The organism is Aquimarina aquimarini (assembly GCF_900299535.1).
In the GTDB taxonomy this organism is placed as follows: domain Bacteria; phylum Bacteroidota; class Bacteroidia; order Flavobacteriales; family Flavobacteriaceae; genus Aquimarina; species Aquimarina aquimarini.
Genome location: NZ_OMKE01000036.1, coordinates 42532 through 64530 on the forward strand (window position 1 = coordinate 42532; position 21999 = coordinate 64530).

At 31.7% G+C, this 21999-nt stretch carries 20 protein-coding genes; 7 read left to right on the top strand and 13 right to left on the bottom strand.

Annotated elements, in window-relative coordinates; all coding sequences use genetic code 11:
- Nucleotides 1-36 precede the first annotated feature (36 nt).
- Complete coding sequence (locus DG508_RS15145; RefSeq protein ID WP_108868961.1) at nucleotides 37-486, top strand: hypothetical protein; 450 nt, start codon at nucleotides 37-39, stop codon at nucleotides 484-486.
- Nucleotides 487-497: 11 nt separating this feature from the next.
- Nucleotides 498-1853, top strand: a complete 1356-nt coding sequence (locus DG508_RS15150) for a DUF5458 family protein (RefSeq protein WP_108868962.1) — start codon at nucleotides 498-500, stop codon at nucleotides 1851-1853.
- A 311-nt stretch (nucleotides 1854-2164) separates the two neighbouring features.
- Here the strand turns inward: DG508_RS15150 and DG508_RS15155 are convergent, their stop codons facing one another.
- The 13 genes from DG508_RS15155 to DG508_RS15215 all read right to left on the bottom strand — a co-directional run bounded on the left by DG508_RS15155 (nucleotide 2165) and on the right by DG508_RS15215 (nucleotide 16832).
- Nucleotides 2165-2431, bottom strand: coding sequence for a hypothetical protein (locus DG508_RS15155; RefSeq protein WP_108868963.1), 267 nt, complete (start codon nucleotides 2429-2431; stop codon nucleotides 2165-2167).
- Between the two features lie 89 nt (nucleotides 2432-2520).
- Nucleotides 2521-3216, bottom strand: coding sequence for a hypothetical protein (locus DG508_RS15160; RefSeq protein WP_108868964.1), 696 nt, complete (start codon nucleotides 3214-3216; stop codon nucleotides 2521-2523).
- 5 nt (nucleotides 3217-3221) lie between these two features.
- Complete coding sequence (locus DG508_RS15165) at nucleotides 3222-5243, bottom strand: M23 family metallopeptidase (protein ID WP_199912794.1); 2022 nt, start codon at nucleotides 5241-5243, stop codon at nucleotides 3222-3224.
- 7 nt (nucleotides 5244-5250) lie between these two features.
- Entirely contained in the window at nucleotides 5251-5838 is a 588-nt protein-coding gene (locus DG508_RS15170; RefSeq protein WP_234418243.1) for a hypothetical protein, read from the bottom strand.
- 68 nt (nucleotides 5839-5906) lie between these two features.
- Nucleotides 5907-7439: a DUF4280 domain-containing protein gene (locus tag DG508_RS15175; RefSeq protein WP_108868966.1), complete on the bottom strand. Its 1533-nt coding sequence runs from the start codon at nucleotides 7437-7439 to the stop codon at nucleotides 5907-5909.
- The gene (locus tag DG508_RS15180) at nucleotides 7432-8322 is read right to left on the bottom strand and encodes a hypothetical protein (protein WP_108868967.1); all 891 of its coding nucleotides are present in this window, start codon (nucleotides 8320-8322) and stop codon (nucleotides 7432-7434) included. The genes DG508_RS15175 and DG508_RS15180 overlap by 8 nt, the downstream gene beginning before the upstream one ends.
- 14 nt (nucleotides 8323-8336) lie before the next feature.
- On the bottom strand, nucleotides 8337-9803 hold the full coding sequence (locus DG508_RS15185) for a T6SS phospholipase effector Tle1-like catalytic domain-containing protein (RefSeq protein WP_108868968.1): 1467 nt from the start codon (nucleotides 9801-9803) through the stop codon (nucleotides 8337-8339).
- A 7-nt stretch (nucleotides 9804-9810) separates the two neighbouring features.
- Complete coding sequence (locus DG508_RS15190; RefSeq protein ID WP_108868969.1) at nucleotides 9811-10893, bottom strand: DUF2931 family protein; 1083 nt, start codon at nucleotides 10891-10893, stop codon at nucleotides 9811-9813.
- Nucleotides 10883-12667: a type VI secretion system Vgr family protein gene (locus DG508_RS15195; protein WP_108868970.1), complete on the bottom strand. Its 1785-nt coding sequence runs from the start codon at nucleotides 12665-12667 to the stop codon at nucleotides 10883-10885. The genes DG508_RS15190 and DG508_RS15195 overlap by 11 nt, the downstream gene beginning before the upstream one ends.
- 782 nt (nucleotides 12668-13449) lie before the next feature.
- Nucleotides 13450-13836 carry a type VI secretion system tube protein TssD gene (gene tssD / locus DG508_RS15200; protein ID WP_108868971.1) on the bottom strand — a complete coding sequence of 129 codons (387 nt, stop codon included), beginning with the start codon at nucleotides 13834-13836 and terminating at the stop codon, nucleotides 13450-13452.
- 579 nt (nucleotides 13837-14415) lie between these two features.
- Nucleotides 14416-15285, bottom strand: coding sequence for a TssN family type VI secretion system protein (locus DG508_RS15205; protein ID WP_199912795.1), 870 nt, complete (start codon nucleotides 15283-15285; stop codon nucleotides 14416-14418).
- Between the two features lies 1 nt (nucleotide 15286).
- Nucleotides 15287-16204: a type VI secretion system baseplate subunit TssG gene (locus DG508_RS15210; RefSeq protein WP_108868972.1), complete on the bottom strand. Its 918-nt coding sequence runs from the start codon at nucleotides 16202-16204 to the stop codon at nucleotides 15287-15289.
- Between the two features lie 34 nt (nucleotides 16205-16238).
- On the bottom strand, nucleotides 16239-16832 hold the full coding sequence (locus tag DG508_RS15215; protein WP_108868973.1) for a C40 family peptidase: 594 nt from the start codon (nucleotides 16830-16832) through the stop codon (nucleotides 16239-16241).
- Nucleotides 16833-17021: 189 nt separating this feature from the next.
- Here DG508_RS15215 and DG508_RS15220 point away from each other — a divergent pair, with 189 nt between their 5' ends.
- Genes DG508_RS15220 through tssO form a run of 5 tightly spaced genes read left to right on the top strand, consistent with a single transcriptional unit; the run spans nucleotide 17022 to nucleotide 21999 of the window.
- Entirely contained in the window at nucleotides 17022-17453 is a 432-nt protein-coding gene (locus DG508_RS15220) for a GPW/gp25 family protein (protein WP_108868974.1), read from the top strand.
- Nucleotides 17454-17459: 6 nt separating this feature from the next.
- Entirely contained in the window at nucleotides 17460-19295 is a 1836-nt protein-coding gene (locus DG508_RS15225) for a type VI secretion system baseplate subunit TssF (RefSeq protein WP_108868975.1), read from the top strand.
- A 16-nt stretch (nucleotides 19296-19311) separates the two neighbouring features.
- On the top strand, nucleotides 19312-20301 hold the full coding sequence (locus DG508_RS15230; RefSeq protein ID WP_108868976.1) for a PKD domain-containing protein: 990 nt from the start codon (nucleotides 19312-19314) through the stop codon (nucleotides 20299-20301).
- Nucleotides 20302-20307: 6 nt separating this feature from the next.
- Entirely contained in the window at nucleotides 20308-21468 is a 1161-nt protein-coding gene (locus tag DG508_RS15235) for a hypothetical protein (protein ID WP_108868977.1), read from the top strand.
- A gap of 27 nt (nucleotides 21469-21495) precedes the next feature.
- Entirely contained in the window at nucleotides 21496-21999 is a 504-nt protein-coding gene (tssO, locus tag DG508_RS15240; RefSeq protein WP_108868978.1) for a type VI secretion system TssO, read from the top strand.

Consider the following 21999-nt stretch of genomic DNA (forward strand, 5'->3'; position numbering starts at 1 on the left):
GTATATTTATAATTTAGCAACCATAAAACGTATCCCATGGATAATACATACGGATTAGGAGGAACAGAAGTACAAACTGACGCAAGTGAAGCAATAATTGAAATTGGTCAGAACAAAACACTGCTTATTCAAAAACTAACAAGTGATCAACCTTTAAAACCTAAAGTGGTTACTGGTTTGAAATCTATTGATGATGTTTTTGAAAACTATAAGCCAGAAGTAGAAGTTGATTTTGAAAGCTCTGATGGAGTAGAATCAAAAGAAACTTTAAAATTTAGCCATTTAGGTAATTTTGGTAAAAAAGGAATTATCGAGCAAAGTAAATACCTAAATGACTTAGATACAGAAAAGGATCAGTATCTTAAAATTATCAAACAACTTAAATCAAATAAAATTTTAAAAAGTGCATTAGCTGATCCCGATGCAAAAGAAGCACTTTTGAAATCTATTCAATCTTTAATTGCAGAATTACAACAACAAGGATAAAAAAAGTATACATGGCATTATTAGGAAAGAAAGCTGATAACAGCATCAAAATAGAGAATCCTGCTCAGGAGCTTAAGATAAATGAAGAAAAACTAGCCAAATATGGTGGGTTTGATTTGATAGAAGCATGTATAGATGATGTGCAGAACATGAATCCTGATCGTAAAGCAAGAAAGAAAATATTTCTTACAGAATCTTCAAAAAAATTAGAGCGCCAAAAACTAGAAAAGACTCTCGAAATATGGAATGATATCCTCTCTTCTTCAGATGATTTATCAGCAATGGTAGATGAATCAGAGAAAAAATCAGAGGTAGCAGCAGCATCTCTTAAGAAAAATTTAGGTACCGCTCTAGAACAAACCAGAGAACTAGAACAATCGTATAGATCTGTAGCTTTGTTTTTCAAAAACACAGAGTCTCAAAAGATAAAAAACATTAATATTCTTAATGCAGAACTAGAACAGCTTAAAGATCTTGACAACACAAGGTTTATCGATGCAGTACAAGAAGAACTAGTACAAGGATATGATCGTCTTGACCTTAGAGACAACTACGGGCTTCTAGTCGTTCCTGGTTATTTAGGATCTAACAAAGTAGTTGAAAAATGGGCAAAAATAGCTTATGAAAATAAGGTAATGATGGTGACCGATTTTGAGCACCTTGATGAGCCAGATGATGTAATGGAGCTTTTTGAATCTGCTAATCTTACAGGCGGTGATAAGTATCGTTCTAATGTAATTATGGCATGCAACTGGCTTGTGGGTAGAGGCAAACATGATGAAGTAGGAGAAGAAGATGATTTGTTTGTTCCCCCATCAAGTGCATTAGCAGGAAAAATCTATAAAACATTGATGTCTCAGGTTACAGCTGGTAAGAAGTTTGGTGGAATGAATGAGGTAGATGGGGTACGTTTTGACCTTAAAAAAGGTGAAATTGCTCAACTAGAAAAACTAGGCCTGGTACCTATGGTAAATGAATACGGTAAAGTAATGGCATTCTCTGCCAAAACTTTGTTTAACGGAGATAACCTTGGTTTACAAACATACTCTGTTGTACGTGTATTTGATTATATAACCAAAGTATTGATGGATTTCTTAAACAGAAGAGCTTTTGAAAACTTTAATGCTAGAACCCGTAAAGAACTTATGGGACAAATTGTGAAATTTTTAGATGGTATTACAGGACCAGATAAACTGATCGAAGATTTTACCATAAGACGTTTTGAGCAAGATCCAGTGCAGAAAGATAAAGTACACTTGGATATCCATATGAAGCCTTATTTTCCTGCCAAAAATTTTATGATTAAAATGGATGGACAAAAAGGAGATGATGGATCAGAATGGAATTCTGAATACGAGCAACAATAATTAATAATGGTTCAACACTAATTATATAAAAGAGACTGGTATATCCAGTCTCTTTTTTTTGTAGTAAAACTCCATCTATTTAATCTAAAGGTTAAAGTTTTCTATTAATTCTTTCTCAAACAGGTATTTTAGTCATTTCTTTTGATTTTCTATAATACTTTTCTACATTAGTTAATCCAAGTTTTGAAATATTTAGATCATCAAAGTCCAACACTAACTTATTACCTACCAACTTGTGTTTTTTATTGAAAGTTTTAGATTAATAGTAGGGTCATAATAGTTATACAACAACACCTCTTTTTTCTCTATTATCAATACAGACAACAAGCCCCAGCAAAATCAACAACATATCCTTTGTAAGGATTTTTATTAATCGTATTCTGGAGAAGCTCCATCCCTATAAATTTAATACCATACAGTGTAGCGATATCGATTTGAGATAAATTCACCCCATTATTACTTGTCTTGATTTTTAGGAAATATATTTTATCTCCTATCCAACTATTACTTATATCTTTTTTATGAGCATTATTACATGAAATACATACTAACAACAATATTACTTTAATAATACTCATGTTGTATTATTTTAATACATCACAAAAAGACAGCTTTACCAAAACTTTTGCCCATTTTTATAGTTTACAAAATCGGATGATAAAAAGCTTTAATTTTGAACATCAATTTTTATTAGTTTTTTATCTTCGTACCTGTATTTCAGATCTTTTCCAAGAGTAGTTTTTTCAGCTTCATCTTCATATACTTTTACATCATCTTTAAAAGAAACCTCAATACTATTATTTTTTATCTCTTTTATTTTTATATATTGAATTATACTTAAACTTTCCCCATACTCATTTAATGCCATCACGTCTAAACTTCCAAGTTCTTTGTATATTCCACCACTATATTCATAAATATCAACACCCCAACTTTCTTCAGCACCAGTTTCATTAACCGTTATTATTTTGTCAGTTTCTTTTGAAGTGAAAAAATTAAGCCTATAATACCAACTATCTTGTTGCCCCTTAGACCTGTATAATAATTTATTTTCTTTGTTTAGTACTAAAAGATGAATCCCGTTCTTATTATCATCAATTGTTCCCACAATAAATTGAACAGAATCTATCCAAATTGATTGATCCACCCGTATAGAATCAATACGAAAATCATTTTTAATTGAATCTGGTTTTATTTTAACATATTCAATTGGATACTCCTTGATTGCATCGTCCTTTTTTACAGGTTGAGACAAATCATTTTTTTCTACAATACTAACCTTTTTGGTTATCTCAGCTTTTGAAACATTTTTTTTACAACTAAAGCATAGTATAAAAACAAGAAAATATAATAAAACCCTCATACCAATTAAATTTTATGTTTTGTATTAGCCACTTTCTTTTGATGACTTTTATTTGCTTTACTCTCTCCTTTTAAGTTCACATAAAATGCAGGATTGCATCTATTAACCAGACCTCTTCCAGGCCTTGGCAGGTTTGCTATCTCAAAGTGAAGATGAGGAGCTTTTGTTCCACTTGCATTACCTGTTACTCCTGAAACTCCTATTTTATCACCTGATTTAACTCTATCTCCAACTTTTATTGTTGCTTTTTGAACATGAGCATATCTTAAATAAATTTTTCCTTTTAAATCAAAGCTTGGTCCTTTTTCGATTTCATTAGGGTATTTTATTATATACTTATTTTTTGATTTTTCTAAATAACTTGCATCATCAACTTCTATTACAATAACATTTCCATAGCTTTTATCATTACTCTTCCCGTAAATTCTTTCTACTTTACCATCCAAACATGCAAATAAATCCGTCCCTTTTTCTGCAAATACATCCAAACCTGTATGTGCCTTTGGAACTAATTTTGTTTTGGCTTTATTCCATTTTAAACGAACTTTCCCAAAGGTACTTCCTTTAGGTTTATATGTCCCTGAAAAGTTGTACAATGTTATTTCAGCATCTTTTATAGGATCAGTCCATAGTGGTTTAGCTTTAAGCCTAAAAAAACCAGAAGTTTTGAAAAAATCTTTCTTATTTTTTTCTCCTGCATTTTTTACACTATCACATTCTGTAGCGAGAAAAAGAGATGTCGAATCAAGTTTTTTAACGATTGAGCCTTTATTATCCTCCTCAACTGTTGTTGTTCTTACATAATCTTTTTTATTATTAAGGTCTGGTGAGCCTCTAAACGCTTCAATCTGCACTTTTTTACCAACCAATGCTTCATCAAACACTAGGGTTAGTTTATTTTTATTTGCTACAAGCTCTGTTTTGGCATAGGTGTATAATCCAGATTTGCTTTTAGCGTTGATATACGTTTTTTCTTTATCTGCGGTAGTTTTTTCTGGGTCTCCTTGTACATAAAAAGACCACCGAATATTATTTTTATCTTCTTCATTTGCAGATGCACCATAAGTATCTATTGTATACACAGCCTCTTTCTCAATACTAATTGTTCTTGGTCCGCTTATTTTTTTAGGATAACTTACTTTAGATGCACTAGCATCATAGGTCAGGTTAACAAAGGTTTCTGCTGTTCTGGCTGTAGCTTTTTCTTCGGCTTCTTGTTTGGCTTTTTTCCCTTCTTCAGTTTCATCTTCACGTATATACAATGCTTCTTGCCAGCCTTCAAAACTTATGTGAGCATCTTCGCCTTCTGCTTTGATCTTATCTTCTTTGGGGCGTAATTGTATTTTTTTGATTCCTACCTCAATCTTATCCCCTTTGTCTTCTTTATGCAACACAAGGGCTCCTCCTTCTTTTTTGCCATTCTCTTCTTTTACATCAATCTCTATCCAATCACTAGCTTCTGTATTGGTAGTTGTATCTTCTTTTCTGGCAAATACTAATACTGGTAAAGTATCATCTTTTGTTTTTAAGAGCTTAAGACCTTCTTCTTTTTCATAAATTTTTACTCTAGCTTTTTTATCTTTTAAATTACGTGTTTCTGTAATAAGATATACTTGATATCCCATGGGAGCAGATGTAATTTTTGGGTATGATACTTTTTCTACATCTTGTTTTAAATCTATGGTAACAGTATCTCCTTTTTTATAAGAGTCTTCTTTAAGTTTTTCTTTAACAAGTGCTTGAGAGGTGTATTTTTTATCTTTCTTAACACTCGCATTCACTTTTTTTAAAATGACTGTAGCTATACTACTTTTTTTACCTTCTGTACTCGTATTATTTGTTCCTGCAAAAGTATAAGTATAGGTTCCTGCAGCCTCTTTTACATTTTCTATTTTCTTTTCTGCAAAATAAGCCGATATAATTTCAGGCTCCTGTTCATTTTTTGCAACCAAAGGGACATTGATAGAAAAACTCCTACCAGAAGCCCTTATACTCTTCATCTTTATTCTAAGTTCTGTAGTACTCATATGTGCCCTATTTATAGTGTAGTAAAAGTGATGATCCGTTATTTTTATATATTATATCTAATACATTAGTATCATTTGCATCATAAACAAAGTATGTGAATTGTTCTTTTTGCTTGTGATAAGTTGATGTTCTTATTTTTTCAAAAATTTGGTATAACCCCTGTAAATTCAGCGTAGCTGTACTTACTATCAATTTACAATTATTTTCTTTTACAGAAGACTCTACTTTTATAGAAGAATCTTGGTAACTATTGCCTACAATAATATCTCTTATTGTAAATTTTTCTTCATCCAACTCATACTTTATTACTAAGTTTTCATCTTGTACTTGATCAAAAGAAAATTCTCCTGGAGGAGTATACAAATACACATCTGTAGCTGTTAGAGAAAGTGAAGTTCCAAGCTTATGCTCATCATATGTCTTGGATGTATTTTTTATATAATCAGAGTTTTTAAGAGAATCTACAATATGCATTTGACCTTTAATCATGTCTTGTGCATATTGGTCTATTTTTTTGAGTGCTTTTGTATTATTTTCTAGGTTGAAAATATAATTTGCATCATAGTCATTTATTGATGTATACCGTATATCCATCGGTTGCTTTTGACTATTGCAAGCAAAAAAGCCAATACTTATAAAAAAAAGGAACACTACCTGCTTTATCATAATTCTATATTTAGCATTATTGCAAAGGGTTGAAATTTGGTTTTATCTCCTACATTTTTAAAATGTTGAAGACAAAACATAGCTACCAAACCAGGAATCCATTGTTTCATAGTACCATCAGCCCCTCCATCTTCCCAGCCTGCTCCAAAAGTGTCAAAGAAAGAAAGGTTCGTAATCGTAGCCTGTATTTCTCCGTCTTGTTTATAAATCTCATAATTAGCCAGACATCCTTGAATTCCTCCTACAAAAGTTGCTACCTCATTTACATTGGGATTCATTCCCTGCAATGCACTATAATACGGCAATCTGGTCTTGAAATTATAGGGTCGATTAACATCTCTGGTAACATACTTATTACTTTTATATCGATCGACTAATTCTTGTTCTAAAGCGGGTAAAAATTTACTTTTAAATTGATCTGAATCTTTTACTTCTTGTACAGGGTTGGAATCAGGTCCAAAAATAAATGGTTGGCCTTGTCCAGTAAAAAAATGATTCGCTAGATCTCTTCCATTTTTACCAAACCCATCTTCTATATCAGAAAAACCCCATAAAACAGATTTGAATTCAGCCTTAAGGTATGCCGTAGGGTATGACTTTGTGAGATTGACGTTTTTTACATCAAAATCCGTCATCCCATTTCTTTTCATCTCACTATTACTAGGAGTATCTGCATATATCCAATCATATGCTCTTTGCAATTGACTATTGACAACTATGATTTTTCCGTTCTCATTAATACGCTGACCTTTATTGATAACCCCCGTCTCTAGAACTTCTTTCTCATTTGTTTCTCCAGCTACAGCAGTATCATTTTGTGAGCTACTGGCTTGGGCTGTTGCTCCAGAATTATTATCTGAAACCTCCTGATTAGTATCTATAGTTACCAATCTAAGAGCTACAGTACCATCTGCTCGCACAGTGCCAGAAAACACTTTTGTGCTTTCTCCATTACAAAATGCATTGCCTTCTTCTTCTTCAACGGTTACCTCTACTCTTTCCCCTACATTCATATTTTCTGTTCTCACAAACATAGCAGCTTTCTGATCAAATGTTATTTCATCGATTCGCTCCTTTCCTTCTTCATCCATCCAATAGGTTTCTACAATCTTTGGTGCTTTATCATTACCCAACATTGCACCAGGAATGGTCATTGCAATCTCTTTGAATTGCTCTTGTATACTTCCTGCAGTATTGATTTGCATTGGTTGCATAATGGTTACTTTACCACCCGTGCCACACATACACTCTGAATCTGCATATAGAAATTTTTTTCCTCCCCCTAGTGTTGATGTTTTTGTTGTTTTTGTCCATCGTTGTAACCCAGGAATACAAGGTAAGTATCCGCTATTAGTTGGCTTTAATTTACATTGCCCAAAAGTAGCAGGTACTTGTACATCCATATCAGTTGCTTTGAACTGGCCTTGTATTTTTACTTTTTGATTTTCTGTAACCAAAAGCTTGGCAGGAACAAATCCTTGATTGCATTGCAATAATGCGCCGTCTAATACATATATTTTACTACTCATTTTCTTTTTTCAGATTAAAAGTTATTGTAGTTTCTTTTTTATAAAGATTTTCTACCTCAAAGGCATATTTTAGTTTTCCTTGAGTCACCAATCCATGATCTGGTTTGGTTTTATACACTCCTTTGTAATCAAAATGTAATTCATGTCGATCTCCTTTTATAACCGACAATTGCCCCAAAAAAGCATTCAACTGAGCCAATGAGAACTTAGGGTGTTCTGTATCTATTTCTGCTCCTGTTACTATGGTAACATCTGTAAACGCTATATTTTTATTTCTTATCTTTTTTTGTGCTATAATTGGAATATCAATTGTACTCAAAGCATTTGCTATTGTTTTTTTGTCATGAATAGGCTCTTTACCTTTAAATCCATGATAAAACAAGTCAGAAAAAAAGAAGGAATAAAAATTATCTTCAACAAATAGTTGCTGAATGTTCTCTTCTTCTAATTGCCAATCAAAATTATCTACCATCGTTTCCATATCTGGAAATTCTTCTAGAAAGTCATTTTTTATAGCCTGCCACTTTTCTCTAATTTGTTCTGTATTAACTACCTTAATTAACTTAAAGTTTTTATTAACTCTTACTTCTAGAACATCATTTATGGTTGCTACTCTAAGTGCTATTTGTTGTGCCTTGGTAAGCCTCTTGATCATTTTTTGCTTTTTATTCAACAAGAAGCGTTTTCTTATTTCTATTTTATAGATGAATAATCCTCCTTCATCAACACCAGAATACGTAAGATCAAACTCTATTCCTGTTCTATTATAGCTCTTTACTTTATTTTGAGTAATTTCTGTACATATATCTGCTGTATAGCCTCGAGTTACTCTTTCTTCATTAAGCTTAAGAGACTGCGTAGTATGAGACAGGGTTCGTTGCATGTATTCTTTTTATATTATCCTGGTTGTGTTACTCTTTGTCTTTGTCCGTTTACTCTATTTGGCCCCATACCAATACCACTATAGTGGGCAGAAAAATGAAAGTATCGATTGCGCAATAATTTTATTAATGTTCTGTTTGCTGGGTCATCAAATGATAGTTTTTCTCCACCATTAAACACATAGTCGTCTAATTTTTGCTTTGCTTCACTAAGCTCTGATGGAATTGGATATGATCTGGTGATTTTACCCATTAAAAAATTCACATTACTATCTACAGAAAATTTGCCCATTATTTGTAATGGTATATAACTATACCTATTACTCAGTCCTTTTCTATCACCTGTAATTGTTCCCCAAAAATCACTAACTTCAATTTCTTTAGGCTTAAACCATCCTTGTTCTATCAAGAAATCTCTTTCTGTTCTCAACGTATTAAGATTTACACCATAATCAAGTCGTACTTCTTCATCTGCATTATGCACATATCCTCCTCCAATATCTGAATGTACTCCTGGCAAAAACTTTTCTACTCCTCGATTTCCTGTACTATTTATATTAGTGAGTCTAAAATTACTTCGATGTTCATCATCTGCTGCTAATTGCAATGTTTTTAATGATTTTTTCACAGCATTTAATTTTAATTCTGAGGTATCATTATCGTGATTAATTCCTAACGAGGCTACTGTATCAAACAACCCTGCAAAGTGTATTACCAGAGTTTTTACTTTGACTCCTTTTTCTTTCAAAAATTCACCTAGCGGGCCATAATCATCTTCATACTTAATAATTGTAGTCGTAACTGGAGCATATTCTCCAGATCCTGTTGTTATTACCTCTTTTACTGCTCCTTTACGCTGTGTAATCTCATGAATAAAGTTTCTTGCAGCAGCAGCACCACGGCTAAACCCATAGGTATCTATGTATAAAATATTGATATCATCAACTCCTAAATCTGCTATCGCATTGGCTACTTCTTCGCATCCTTTTTTTACTTTTGCTTTTACTCCAGTAGAGCCAGTTCCCATACCCATTCCTATCTTAGAGTCTGACCCTTCATTTTCTGTCCCTATCCCTTCTATATAAACAGAAAGCTTCTTTATTTTCTCTTCATTTACGGGTTGATATGCTGGTTCTATCCTAGATATATTAGAATGATCATTATCGTAACTTCCTGTTTTATTAGGGCTCCAAGGAGTACCCCACCACCAATCACGATATTTGGAAACTAATTCTTTATTATACGGTTCTCCTCTTTTCTTTTTTTCATACTCTAACCGTATGATTGTATTTTCTCTATTATTAGCTGTCCCATCAAAAAAGACTGCTGCCGATACATTGACACTCTCTTCTGGTATCAATTCTTCATACTCAGCATTACCAACATGAACTGGTGACGTTTGAACATTAATGCCACTTAACACGTTTTTTGTTTGTTCTGATGCTGCTCCAGTAGAAGCTGCTGTTAATCCAATACTTCCCATACTGCTATTAATTAGAAGTTTCGTATATTTTTACTCTAGCTTTCTCCAGCATTATCACTTCTGAATCACTCTTTACACTAAGCTCTATATCACTGTTATATTTATCTATTTTTAGTATTAACTCAACTTCCTTTGCTTTTGGATTTTGATATACTTTCTCAAAAGCTTCTTGAGTTTCACGATAGTCAAAAAAGATTTTGGCTCCGTAATCGTTGTTATTTTTATCTTTCCACTTTAATCTAAAATAATCTGCTATAGGCCATTCTTTATTTTGCCCCAACACAGGGTTATCTCCTATCGTATTTAAACTCTCTCCATTCACAAAATCTATTAATATTTCTTTAAGATCATCTGGTTCCTGATACATTACTACAGGTTTCCAGTTATACTTTTTTCTGTACGTATCCCATATCCCGTAGGGAATTTGCTCTGGATTCATTTTAGATTTTGTTTCTTCATCAAAATCTTCTTCTAGAGTGTCATCTATAAACTCCTCTATAGTCATCATTGCTGAGGGTGCAAATTCTTGTATAGTAACTTCTGTCTCTGATGCTACAAAACGGTCTACCTCTGTTGACCACCCATTTCCCATAAGCCATACAACAACAATTCCTCCTGGAGCCAACCCTACATTTATCCTGCTATAGGTCTTTTTCTGCCCTAATCGATCCATGTATCCTTCTGCAAATAATGTTTCTATCTTTTTGCTTGGCAAATCAAAGCTTCCTTTATAAAACTTCTTTTCTAAGTATGACAACCAAGTTATTTCTAATTTTACAGGAATAGGCTTACTATCATCCCCCACTATATGAGTTGCTCCCAATTTTCCCCATCCTTGATCTAGAGTATGACCAGAAGGAATGTAAATGCTTTCCTCATTCTCATATATAAAACTACCTTTATGTATTTGAACAGGAGAAAACTTTGGTGCACAGGCTGATGGCCTCCATTCGTATTTTTTCATTCCTATTGCGTTCGTTATTTTTTCCTTTTTGGGATTATTATCTTGACATGACACTACACTTATAGTAGTAAGTGTAATTACTAAAACCAGAAAAACAGCACGTAATCTCTGTAGATTATTCACCATACTCTACAGTCTCTGCACTTGCAATAGTAATTTTCCCTCCAGCATTGGTTTTAATCTCTCCACTGGCATCAGTAGAAATTTCCTGAGCTTCTTGTTTATACTCACTACTGATTACTTTCATTGTTTCTCCTATCTGCTTATCTTCATTTGTAGCACTAATAAAAGAATCTCCTGTAATCGTTTCTGATTTATTTTTACCTATAGAAACATCTAGATTTTCTTCGACATTAATTTGCATATTCTTGGCATTAAATGTCATATTTTCACCAGCAGAAATTGTAATATCATTATTTGCTGTATCAATGTGAATAATATTTCTGTTTTTATCTGTTATTGAGATAAACTCTGTTCCTTTACTATCATTAAGTTCTATAGTATGGCCACTTCGGGTACGTATTGCTTTGACATCATTGGCTTGAGTACCCCAACTTTGAGGGTTTTGAGTTCCTGTATACAATGCCCCCATTATATAAGGACGTTCTGCATTGCCCCCTTCAAAACCAACTAGTACTTCTTCTCCTACTTCTGGGATAAAATGAAACCCTTTTTCTCCACCAGAATGCGGTGTCATCATTCGCAACCATGGAGTCATTTCTCCGTCTGGTTTTTGCCAAGGAAATTGTACTTTGATACGACTTAATCCATCAGGGTCTGCATTTTCTGTAACAATTGCTGTTTGAGATTCACTTCTAGGGAAAAGCATTGGATTGGTACTTGGTGATATATCAATCTCTGCAGTCACTCCCTCAAAATTATTGATATAGTTTCCGTTTTCTGAAGCTGTATGCGTTACTTTGGTGATACGATAACTACCTTGCCCTGTTGACGCCTCTTCTATTCTTATAATCTGACCTAGATAAACTCCTGGGTTATCACTTATACCTTTTACCAAAACTTGTTTAAGTTCACGAGTTTTCTTTTGTTGCTCTACCTGCTTATCAAATCGTTGCTTAAGTTCTCTGTCATTATATGAGTTGAGATATACATTTGTTTCTTTCACATACATCTCATCACTTTTATTACTAGTGAAACTATTATAACCGTTTACTCCTGTGCTTACTTCTGTAGTCGCTTTTTCATGTAATTCATCTACCAGGTAATCATTGGTAAAGTACTTGAAATTATTAGGTATTGGATTAAGTTCTAAAGTGAATTTTTTAAGGTCATGCCCATAAATTAGTGTTACCTCTTCATTGTTCACTGGTTCTCCAAAAACCAAGGCTCTCCCATCATAATAAAACCACTCTCCATATTGCGCCGCCAATCTTCTGGTATATTGATACGAGCTATCATGATGCTGTACACTATAGTGTATATTTGCAGTAGTTCTTGGACTAAATCTTGTTTCTAATTTGGATTGATCATAGCCTTGAAATGTTTTACTTAATATCTCTGCCAAATTAGTATCATTATGTGAGGCAAAATGGGGTCCATCATCTGAAATAACACTCGCACTTTGAGCTTTTATTTCTATAACATCTTCATCCCCGTTATCAAAACCTTTGGTATTATTTACTTTTACAACCACTCCTTTGAATTCAAGATCTCGATATCCTGAGAAATTTTCTCTAGCACTTACCTGTAGTGTAATAATCTCACCTAACAGATTTTTACTTTCTGAGGCTACTTCTTGGTCTAATCTTTCTAGTATATCCATGCGACAGACTAAGGTAAAAAGATGATGAGAATCAAGGTCTTGCTCTAATATTAACCTTTTATATGTAGGAATTAAAGTACCTCCTATATAGATTTGTATGTTGGATTGTAAAGCCATATTGTTTTGTTTTTAAGAGAATAAAATGAGGATAAACACTCTGCCCATATAAAATTAACATTTTTATATACTCTAGGCAAATAGAAACGTAGCTCTGTTTAAAAAAAATACACTCATATAAAACACAACCGTATTTTTATTTTATCAACGTGTTTTTATCCTTATAAAATTGCTTTTCATATTAAAGAGCTATTTGAATTATTTTTTACTCAATAACATCAAATACTCTATATTTTATATTATACTCTGTGCATTTGTTTATTTTATAAAACCAATTTCTGAATTTGTTTTATGTATTTCACTATAATACGGTAGGCTTTATCAGGTAATTTTAATTCATTAGAATTAACATCATACACTTAGCAGTATAATCAAGTAGATTTTTACTTCTGATTTCTTTAGCCAGTAGCCTTCTACATACAAACTATTCTACATTTATAATTGTAGACACACAAGTATCTCTATTAAAAAGCAATCCGAGAATATATTGTACGTTTTTTTCTTTTGAGAGATGGTTACCTAAAACTAACCTTGACTTAATTAAGAAATAAAAAGAAAATTTCACATGTCATTTACCAACTAACTCTTAACTAAACATTCCTACAAATTGAAGATATATTTTAATAAGTAACCCAAATAAAAAAACCTTGACGATTTAGACTTGTATAATTAACCCTTAAGAATTACTTAATTTTTATAAAACAAAAAATAAGCACACCAAATACAAAAGGAGTGTAAAAACACTCCTTTTGATAAATTATTCTATTCAGAAATAAAATGGCTTATACCCATTCATTTCTATGTTCTCCATTACCTATACCAATTTCTCTAGCTGAAATAGTAAGAGTTTCTGTCATAGGATTTTTACCATCCGCATCAAAACTTTCCACATATTTTACAGCATAACCATTCTTGAAATTTAACTCTTTAGCTTTTGCATCTGTATCTCTTTTGTAAAAAACGACAGAACCATCTTTCATCTCAAAATTATTACACATCCACTCAGCTAAACTTGTATTAGCCGTAGACTCTACAGTTAATGTTATTTTACCTCCTCTAGTTACAGAAGATGGACGCCCAGTTGGATCAACTTCTTGCAGTAAACCATAACTACAACTTAACACATTAAACTCTTCTCCTGACACTTTAAATATCGCTTTAAAAGACATAATAAATTTTTTAAAAATTAATAATAAATATAAATAATAATAAACGTGACTTGCACAGTATAAATGTATATAAATTTTATAACCAACACAATACATTTACAATCACCTAGCAAAAAATGAAAGAAAAATAGTACAAATAAAAAACACCAACACTAGTTATTGTTAACTTTATCTAAAAAAAAAAGCTTTAACCTAAATCCAAAACTTTTTTTTAGTAAAATTTTAACATTTTAATTATACTTTTTTACAAATAATTACACCATACCATTTAACATTACCTCCTTCTACCGTCATATTCATAATTAATAAACTTATATCAAATAAAAGCAATTACTACTACAACACACACCCACATGTATTGATTAAGAAGCATGGTTTACACAAAAGACATTAACCCCATACACACTATAAACTATCGTATATAAAAATCCTGACCAAAAAGACATCACGGAGTTTCTGGTAAATCATGAAAAACTCTCGTAATACTAAAACACAATATTTATTATTCTTATTTTTTAAAATAAAAAAAGCTTTAACCTTAGGCTAAAGCTTGTTTATACTAAAATTTTAATATTTACATTATACTCTCTTGCAAATGATCACATCGTTTTCTTTGATATTATTTCCTTCTACCGTCTTATTGTAATTAATAAATTTCTGAAAACCTAACCAGTTAGGTCTGGTATAAAAAATCCATCCAGATGGGCTATTCCCATTATCTATATAACTTATCTCTCCCCCAGGATGTCTTTCATTATAATCATTTATAAAGAAATAAAATAGTTTACCAAACTCCATTCGTTCTGGAGCTTTTAATCTAAAATTACTAATCTCTTCAATATTTCTTCCTTTATTAAATTCAAATGAAATAACCAATGGATTTACCAATTCATCATCTTTTGGGTCTTTTACTTTTTTATCTAGAGGATAAAACCACTTTTTATATATCGGCACTGGTATGGATAATGAGAACTCATACAACTTTACTACAGTAAAAGGAATCACAAAAGCAATTACTGCTGCAATAAAAATATAGGTATACTCAGCTTTATACAACCCTATTACGTATACAAAAGATATCAACCCCATACATACTGTAACTATTGTATATAGAAATTCTGACCAAAAAGATGTTGGTGTCTCTGATAAATCAGGAAAAAACTTACGCAATGCTAAAACATGTAAAACTCCTAATATCAAAAATACCACCTGAAAACTTATAAAGTTATTAAGCGGGATATTACTCAAGACCCTCTCGTTACTTAATAAGGCTGTAGCAGCAAATAACAGTAATACCACCAGTATATACAGAAAAAACTTCTTCTTGTTCTTAGCGAATAGTTTTTTCAAACCTGTTACAAACCCCATAAGAATTACAGTAATAACAAGCAAAACTATACCTATCTTAAACATATCTGTATTAATAACTGTAAGTAAAAATATTTTCATTTTATATCATTGTTGTTAAGCCCAATCTTGGGTTGTTAGATTCATCCAACACAAATACACTTTCTTGTTTTGAATACGTAATGTTTAGTTTGATTTCTATTTCTAGTGGGATAAAATAGTCACAAAAGGTACTAATAATTTTTTTAGCTACACCATTTTGTAGGAATTTACGCATATTTTTTCTTCCAACAGGACCAATTTCTATTTCAAAATATGGATACAATACCCTAGAATCATTTAATTCTAAAACAAAATCAACTCCCAAAGTATTCGTACTTTCTGTAGCATCTTTATGAGTATATGATTCATGCTTTTTGACAATCTTTACTTTCTCCCCAATTATTTTTTCTAAACTCAGCGCTGTAAGTTCAGGATTTCCTGATATTTTATGAGCAAAAGGCAGTAGTTTTAACAATTTCAAACTATAATTAATTGGCATCTCTTTATCTAATCCCCAAAAATCAAGTAAAAAATCATTTTTTAAGTTTATAAACTCATCTATTAACTCTCTTTCATTCTCTTCTACACGAACTTTCTGAACAAAAAATTCATTCTCAATAGGGGCAAAAAAGGCTCTTGCATCTTTTTCTTCTTCCTTATGTTTTTTTCGTAACCCTTTATAGGAGTACTTACCTTTTTTTACTTGCTCATGAAAAAAGGCTTCAGGAAGCATATCGTATATTCCATTACGAGCTAAATCAAATCGTAGTTTATCTTTTACCGTTGAATACGTATCTAATTTAAAATTGACAACATCTCTACGGTACGACCTAGAAAATGTACTCTTATTAAAAATATCGATATCACTAAAATCCAAATTAGAGTTCTCAAAAATCTCTGCTACAAAAACCTCCGCTTTTAGGCTTCTATAAGCCGTTATCAGCTCGTCGTATATTTCTTGTGTGTGTTTTTCTTGCATGTACTCTAATAAACTCCTTTGAAACTGGGACTATTTAGTTTAATTTATGATTGGTATTTTTTGGTTTTCTTCCTGCTGCTACAAACATTCTTTGCCAGCGCTTATCTGTAAAATTACTAATCTGAACCCCATTATCTCCAGATGCACTCAAATTTGATGTAGAATGCACAAAATAATCATTTCCTAAATAAACACCTACATGAGTTATAGGGTGATACTCAGACCCTTTATGATTAAAAAACAATAGATCACCTTGTCTTAAAAATTCCTGACCAATAAACTTATCAGTACTAGGTGCCATGTATTGCTTTTCTGCGGTTCTTTCTATAAGATTACCATATACATCATGATATAAAAACTGTGTAAAAAAAGAACAATCTATTCCCCTTTTATTTTCTCCTCCCATTTTATAAGGAGTCCCCATCCAACTATCAATAAATTTATACAATGGTATATTTTTGATTTTCTCTGGTTCGACATCAATAATTCTACCATATTTTTTCTGAATAGGTAATACCTCCTGCTCTTGCTGATCCTTACTTTTTAAATAAGCAATAGCGTCTTTTCCTTTACAACTAACCAACATAGAAACTATCAAAATCACTGACAACCTAAAAAACACTCTCATATCTATATAATCATTTCTACAAATATAAAAACTTCTTTCCTTTCTTTATATATATTTTACCTATCTCATAAAAATAACATATCTATTTAAAAAATCATTGGGGTTTCTCTTATAATTCGTTTGTAGTAAACAAAACTTTATTAAATTGCATTATATTTCATTCAAATCTCTTAGCCATATTTATTTTATATGATAAAATCATATTACAGCTTACCTTTACAAGCCAAAAAAATCATTGCCAATGAAGAGGCAGATCAATGTGATATAGGAAAATCAATTGCCAACTTCATTCATCTTATCACTACTACTCATTTTGGAGAATGTGCTTTTGATGAAACTTTTGGGTGCTCTATTTGGAATGTTGATTTTGATAATCTTACAACCACCAATAGGCTTAGAGATATTATCTCAGACTCTCTTCTTGAAAGTATTACAACCAAAGAAAAAAGATTAAAAAACGCTACTTTGAAAGTAGTAATAAAACAGGATGAATTCATAAGTAATGCTAACTTAAACAGAGTAAAAAAACGTGTAGATATCAAAATAAATGCTACCATACGCCTAACCAACGAACCTTTTTATTGTATAGAAAGGTTTTATATTGCACCGCTTTCATTTTAAATATTTATGAGTCAAGAAAACAAAACTCAAATAAAAAACAGAATGATCAAAAAGGCTGCTTCTCTTTGGGGGGTACAGCCCAATGAGATAGAAACCTCTTTTGATCCCGTAATTACCCTTCTTATTAGTGCATGCGCTTCTGAAATTGCAAAAATCTCTGGAGAGATCAATAATTCTCAATCAAGAGTGACAGAGCAACTCATACAGCTTATGACACCAGAAACATTATATGGTGCCCGACCCGCTCATGCAATTGCTTATGTAGAACCTATTTCTCCAGAAAGTACAATTTCTCCTGAAAACTTATTTTACTTCAACAAAAAAATAAAAAGCTCAAAGGCAGAACAAAAAACAAAAAATATATTTTTCTCTCCAGCTCAAGAAAGCAAACTAATAGATGCCCAAATTACTCATATGCTATGTGGTGATGAAGGGTATGAAGTTGAAGGAAAACTACGAACCAACATAACGCTTTCTAAAAAAGACAAAGGAGCTCTGCCGTCTTCTACCGTATATTTAGGTATCAAATCCGAAAATGATACCATCAACCTAAAAGATGTTTCTTTATTTTTTGAAATATTAGATATTCAGGATAGAGAATTATTTTACCATCATTTACGACAAGCAAAATTTTACTATAACGATTCCCCTATCAATGTTTCTACAGGGTATATGAATAGTGATAACTCTAAGCGTTTAGATTTAGAATCTATATTTGCACACACCCCAAATAAGACTAGAAACATTGAAAATGATGTAAAAAAAATATACGAAAAGCATTATATAACTTTAAAATCGAACATTTCATTACAAAGAGATGGTAAAATTCCTAAGGAAATTATTAAATTTATAGATTATGAAGATACCGAGGATTTTCAGGATATAAATTGGATTAAAATAGTTTTTCCTAAAGTTATCAGTAATACTATTTTACAAAGCTTATTTTGTTCTTTTAATGCCTTTCCTGTATTAAACAGAAAGTTAGAAAGTGTTTCTTTCCAATTAAAAGATTATATCAACATAGCACCTTTAAGTACTATGGATTTATTTCTGGATATCAAATCAGTAAGCAACACCTCTGGAGAAACGTATAGCCTTAGAGCTGATGATGCAGAAAAAGATCAAAAAGGAACCTTTGTAATACGAAGAGACAATGTAGGCAAACTAGATTCTAGAAAAGCTAAAGAGTATTTATTACATCTTATAGAGTTATTAAAAGACGAGAGTGCTGCTTTTTCTGTTTATGGAAACGATTTTTTACAATCCAATGTCAATAAATTAAATCAAAATATTGCTACCTTAGAAAAAAAGGTATTGGATATGACCAAAACAATTGCAGAAACAAATTATGTTTCTGTAAAACCATATAGAAAGAAAGATACTCTTCTTATAGAATATTGGACAACAAATGGACAAGAAGCCAATCAAATAAAATCAGGAAAAACACTGAACATATATAAAGGAAGTGAACTAAAACAAAAAAGTGGAGTGTTTCTAACGCCTACTTTTCAAGGAAAAGATAATCTAACGATGGAGGAGCGTCTATTCGCATACCGTAGAGCCCTACTTTCAAGAAATAGAATTATCACTAAAGAAGATGTAAAAGCACTATGCTATGAGATATGTAGTAACAAGATTAAAGAAGTAACTATAAAAAAAGGATTCAAAACAAATACAGGGTTAAACAAAGGGTTGGTTCCATCAATAGAGATAACATTACATCCCAATTCTTCTGTAAAAACATCTGATTTAGAATGGGATTCTATAAAAATTAATATTTTGTCTATATTAGAGAAACAATCATTAAATCTTTTTCCTTACTATATCACTGTATTGAATTAATTAAAATTTCACACTAATGAAAACATCAGATACATCACAAAATACTTTTATAGATAAAAGTATCATTATGTTTTTTATCGTAACAATTTTTATTACTGCTACCGTTTTTGCTTTTAAGTACGCAAACTATACTCCTTGTGAGATCATAGATTTTGATATAAATGCAAAAAACTATAGGGTTGGAGAAATTATACGATTCAAAGATAATACTGACGGAGCTTTTAAACGTGAATGGAATTTTGGAGACAGCTCCAAAGTACGTTCTGGGTTGTCCCCATTTCATACTTATGAAAAAGCAGGGAAATATGATATTGCTTTAAAAGTAAATGGTAATTGCGAAAGAATAAAGACTATTGTCATCAAAGAAAAGGTTTTTATTCTGGACTCCACCAAACTAGCAAAATTCAAAATCCCTTCTTCTATAAAAGTAGGTGAACCTTTAAGAATTAAAGATCAAACCAAAGATGCGTACAGATGGGAATGGAGGTTTGGAGAAACTGCTGAAGTAAACTCTACCAAGAAAAATCCTAGATACACCTATGAATCACCAGGATTGAAGACTATTACTTTGGTAGTAAATGATGACACTAGGTATGCAACTAGAAAAAAAATTAATGTACTGCCCAATAAGAAAAAGACTACTAGTCCTATAAGAAGAAGGCGTATACCAAGACCAACAATAACAACTCGCCCTACAATTAAGGTTGCTCCAGATGAAGAAGATCCAAAAGAATTTAGAGCACCAAATATCAAAGACAGTGATTTTGCTATAAAAATAATGGCTGTAGCAGATAAAAAAGCAAGTGCTAAGGATTTTGGCCCTTACTTATGTAATAATCTGCAATTACCCATAAATGCTAGAGGGAAACGAACTACGTTTATAGATTTTTGCAACAAAATAAAAGGTAAAAGCATAAAAATCAAAGAACTGGAAATATTTAGAAATAAAAACAATAATTGTATTGAATATATTACAATACAATATTCTAGAACTGGTTTATTTTAAGAAAAAATGAAATTAGAAGATAAAAAATATTATCACGTTAACTGGATTGACGGAATGAAAATCAATAAAAATCGCTTTATTGATATGGAGAATGCATTGGCTCAATTCTCTCAACTCGTTAGCTCTAGAGGATTAAACAGTAATAACTATGGCTTATTACCTGGTTTTGGATCTGATGAGGCCGTAAAAATGACTTTCTCAGTAGATGGTCAAGAAACGATCAAAGTACAACTAAACAGATGTCGAGCAATTACAGCTGGAGGGCATTTGATACATATTACCTCAGAAATAACCTCTTTTCTTGAAAGCGAAGGTAATCTTATCACTACCAACTACGCAATCAATGGTACTGAAGAAGAATGTTATATCGTTTTAAGTATCAATCCTTATGTAAGGATTCCTATAGGAGATGCTGACCCTGAAGAAGAACCACCTCGCCATCCTTTTGTGCTACCAGAATACAAACTTAATATCGTTGGTAAAAATGAGGTCAATGCAGAAGAATTTGGAAAGTATCATATTACCATAGGAAAAATTATTTTTGAGGAAGGTTCTGCACCATATCTCGCAGAAGATTTCATACCTCCTTGTACATCTATCCTAAGCCATCAAGATCTTTTATACACATATTCTGAAATTGGTACTTTTTTTAATGCACTAGAAAAGTATTCTATGAATATCGTGCAAAAGATATATCAGAAAAAACAATCCAATGATCTTGCAAAAATGGTATTGACAATATGTCAAAACACCTTGCAGTACCTAGGAGGAATGGTACCCGAATATCGTATGAATGATAAGCAGGCCCCTCCTATTTTTATGATCTGCAAATTAATGTCTCTTGCCAGAGTTATAAAAACTAATATGGATATCTATGCTGGTACTGGTAAAGAAGAATTACTAAACTATCTTTCTGATTGGTGTGATTTGAATCAAGGTGCTTTTGAAAACACATTGGTAGAAATGATAGAATTACAATATATTCACACAGATATTAATTCTGCTTTGAATTATGTTTCTAACTTTACCAAACTTATGTTATCCTTATTCAAAAAATTAAACGAATTAGATTATATAGGTAAGAAAACAGATTCTAATATCTTTGTTAAAGAAGAAGTGATCGCTAAACAAGATGTTAAAAACAGAAGAAGCTTTCTCCTAGATTAAAAATATCAACCCAAATAAAAATATAAAATGAAACCAAAGAATAGTAAAGAAAGAAGAAATAGTATATTAAAATTTGCATTGTTATTTCTTTTTACAGCAACCTTAATTGTAATTACTTTCTTTTTTGATTTTGACAGGGTTCCATTAAAAGAAAACTCTGTACTAAGAGAAAGATCTAAAGCGATAGAAACAGAAGTTCAATTTCAAGAGAAATTTTCTGGAGAAATGGTAAAAATAAGATCGCTATTAGACTCTTTAGATACTCCTGGTCAAAATACGCAATATATCAATGCTCTTTTAAATTCTAAAATTGTAGATCTACAAAAATCTATTCCAGAAGAAGATTCTACATATAGATATGATATGTACAATAGTATCGTAAAATCTTTTGTAGACTTACAAGGGTTTAAAAACAAATTAAAAGAATTTGAAGATGTTGATACAAAATTAGAAGAATACGAGATAGAACTAGAAAGAGTAAATCTAGAGCTAGAAAAAGCGAAGCGTTATGTTGATGCTTTAAGACGTTAA

Excerpts from the sequence above, each read along its gene's own strand:
- DG508_RS15220 (WP_108868974.1), top strand. The coding sequence starts at position 17,022 with ATGATAAAATCATATTACAGCTTACCTTTACAAGCCAAAAAAATCATT.
- DG508_RS15175 (WP_108868966.1), bottom strand. The coding sequence starts at position 7,439 with ATGAGTAGTAAAATATATGTATTAGACGGCGCATTATTGCAATGCAAT.
- DG508_RS15180 (WP_108868967.1), bottom strand. The coding sequence starts at position 8,322 with ATGCAACGAACCCTGTCTCATACTACGCAGTCTCTTAAGCTTAATGAA.
- DG508_RS15190 (WP_108868969.1), bottom strand. The coding sequence starts at position 10,893 with ATGGTGAATAATCTACAGAGATTACGTGCTGTTTTTCTGGTTTTAGTA.
- DG508_RS15150 (WP_108868962.1), top strand. The coding sequence starts at position 498 with ATGGCATTATTAGGAAAGAAAGCTGATAACAGCATCAAAATAGAGAAT.
- DG508_RS15160 (WP_108868964.1), bottom strand. The coding sequence starts at position 3,216 with ATGAGGGTTTTATTATATTTTCTTGTTTTTATACTATGCTTTAGTTGT.
- DG508_RS15205 (WP_199912795.1), bottom strand. The coding sequence starts at position 15,285 with ATGAAAATATTTTTACTTACAGTTATTAATACAGATATGTTTAAGATA.
- DG508_RS15215 (WP_108868973.1), bottom strand. The coding sequence starts at position 16,832 with ATGAGAGTGTTTTTTAGGTTGTCAGTGATTTTGATAGTTTCTATGTTG.
- tssD (WP_108868971.1), bottom strand. The coding sequence starts at position 13,836 with ATGTCTTTTAAAGCGATATTTAAAGTGTCAGGAGAAGAGTTTAATGTG.
- DG508_RS15165 (WP_199912794.1), bottom strand. The coding sequence starts at position 5,243 with ATGAGTACTACAGAACTTAGAATAAAGATGAAGAGTATAAGGGCTTCT.
- DG508_RS15155 (WP_108868963.1), bottom strand. The coding sequence starts at position 2,431 with ATGAGTATTATTAAAGTAATATTGTTGTTAGTATGTATTTCATGTAAT.
- DG508_RS15185 (WP_108868968.1), bottom strand. The coding sequence starts at position 9,803 with ATGGGAAGTATTGGATTAACAGCAGCTTCTACTGGAGCAGCATCAGAA.
- DG508_RS15225 (WP_108868975.1), top strand. The coding sequence starts at position 17,460 with ATGAGTCAAGAAAACAAAACTCAAATAAAAAACAGAATGATCAAAAAG.
- DG508_RS15145 (WP_108868961.1), top strand. The coding sequence starts at position 37 with ATGGATAATACATACGGATTAGGAGGAACAGAAGTACAAACTGACGCA.
- DG508_RS15170 (WP_234418243.1), bottom strand. The coding sequence starts at position 5,838 with ATGGATATACGGTATACATCAATAAATGACTATGATGCAAATTATATT.
- DG508_RS15230 (WP_108868976.1), top strand. The coding sequence starts at position 19,312 with ATGAAAACATCAGATACATCACAAAATACTTTTATAGATAAAAGTATC.
- DG508_RS15195 (WP_108868970.1), bottom strand. The coding sequence starts at position 12,667 with ATGGCTTTACAATCCAACATACAAATCTATATAGGAGGTACTTTAATT.
- DG508_RS15210 (WP_108868972.1), bottom strand. The coding sequence starts at position 16,204 with ATGCAAGAAAAACACACACAAGAAATATACGACGAGCTGATAACGGCT.
- DG508_RS15235 (WP_108868977.1), top strand. The coding sequence starts at position 20,308 with ATGAAATTAGAAGATAAAAAATATTATCACGTTAACTGGATTGACGGA.
- tssO (WP_108868978.1), top strand. The coding sequence starts at position 21,496 with ATGAAACCAAAGAATAGTAAAGAAAGAAGAAATAGTATATTAAAATTT.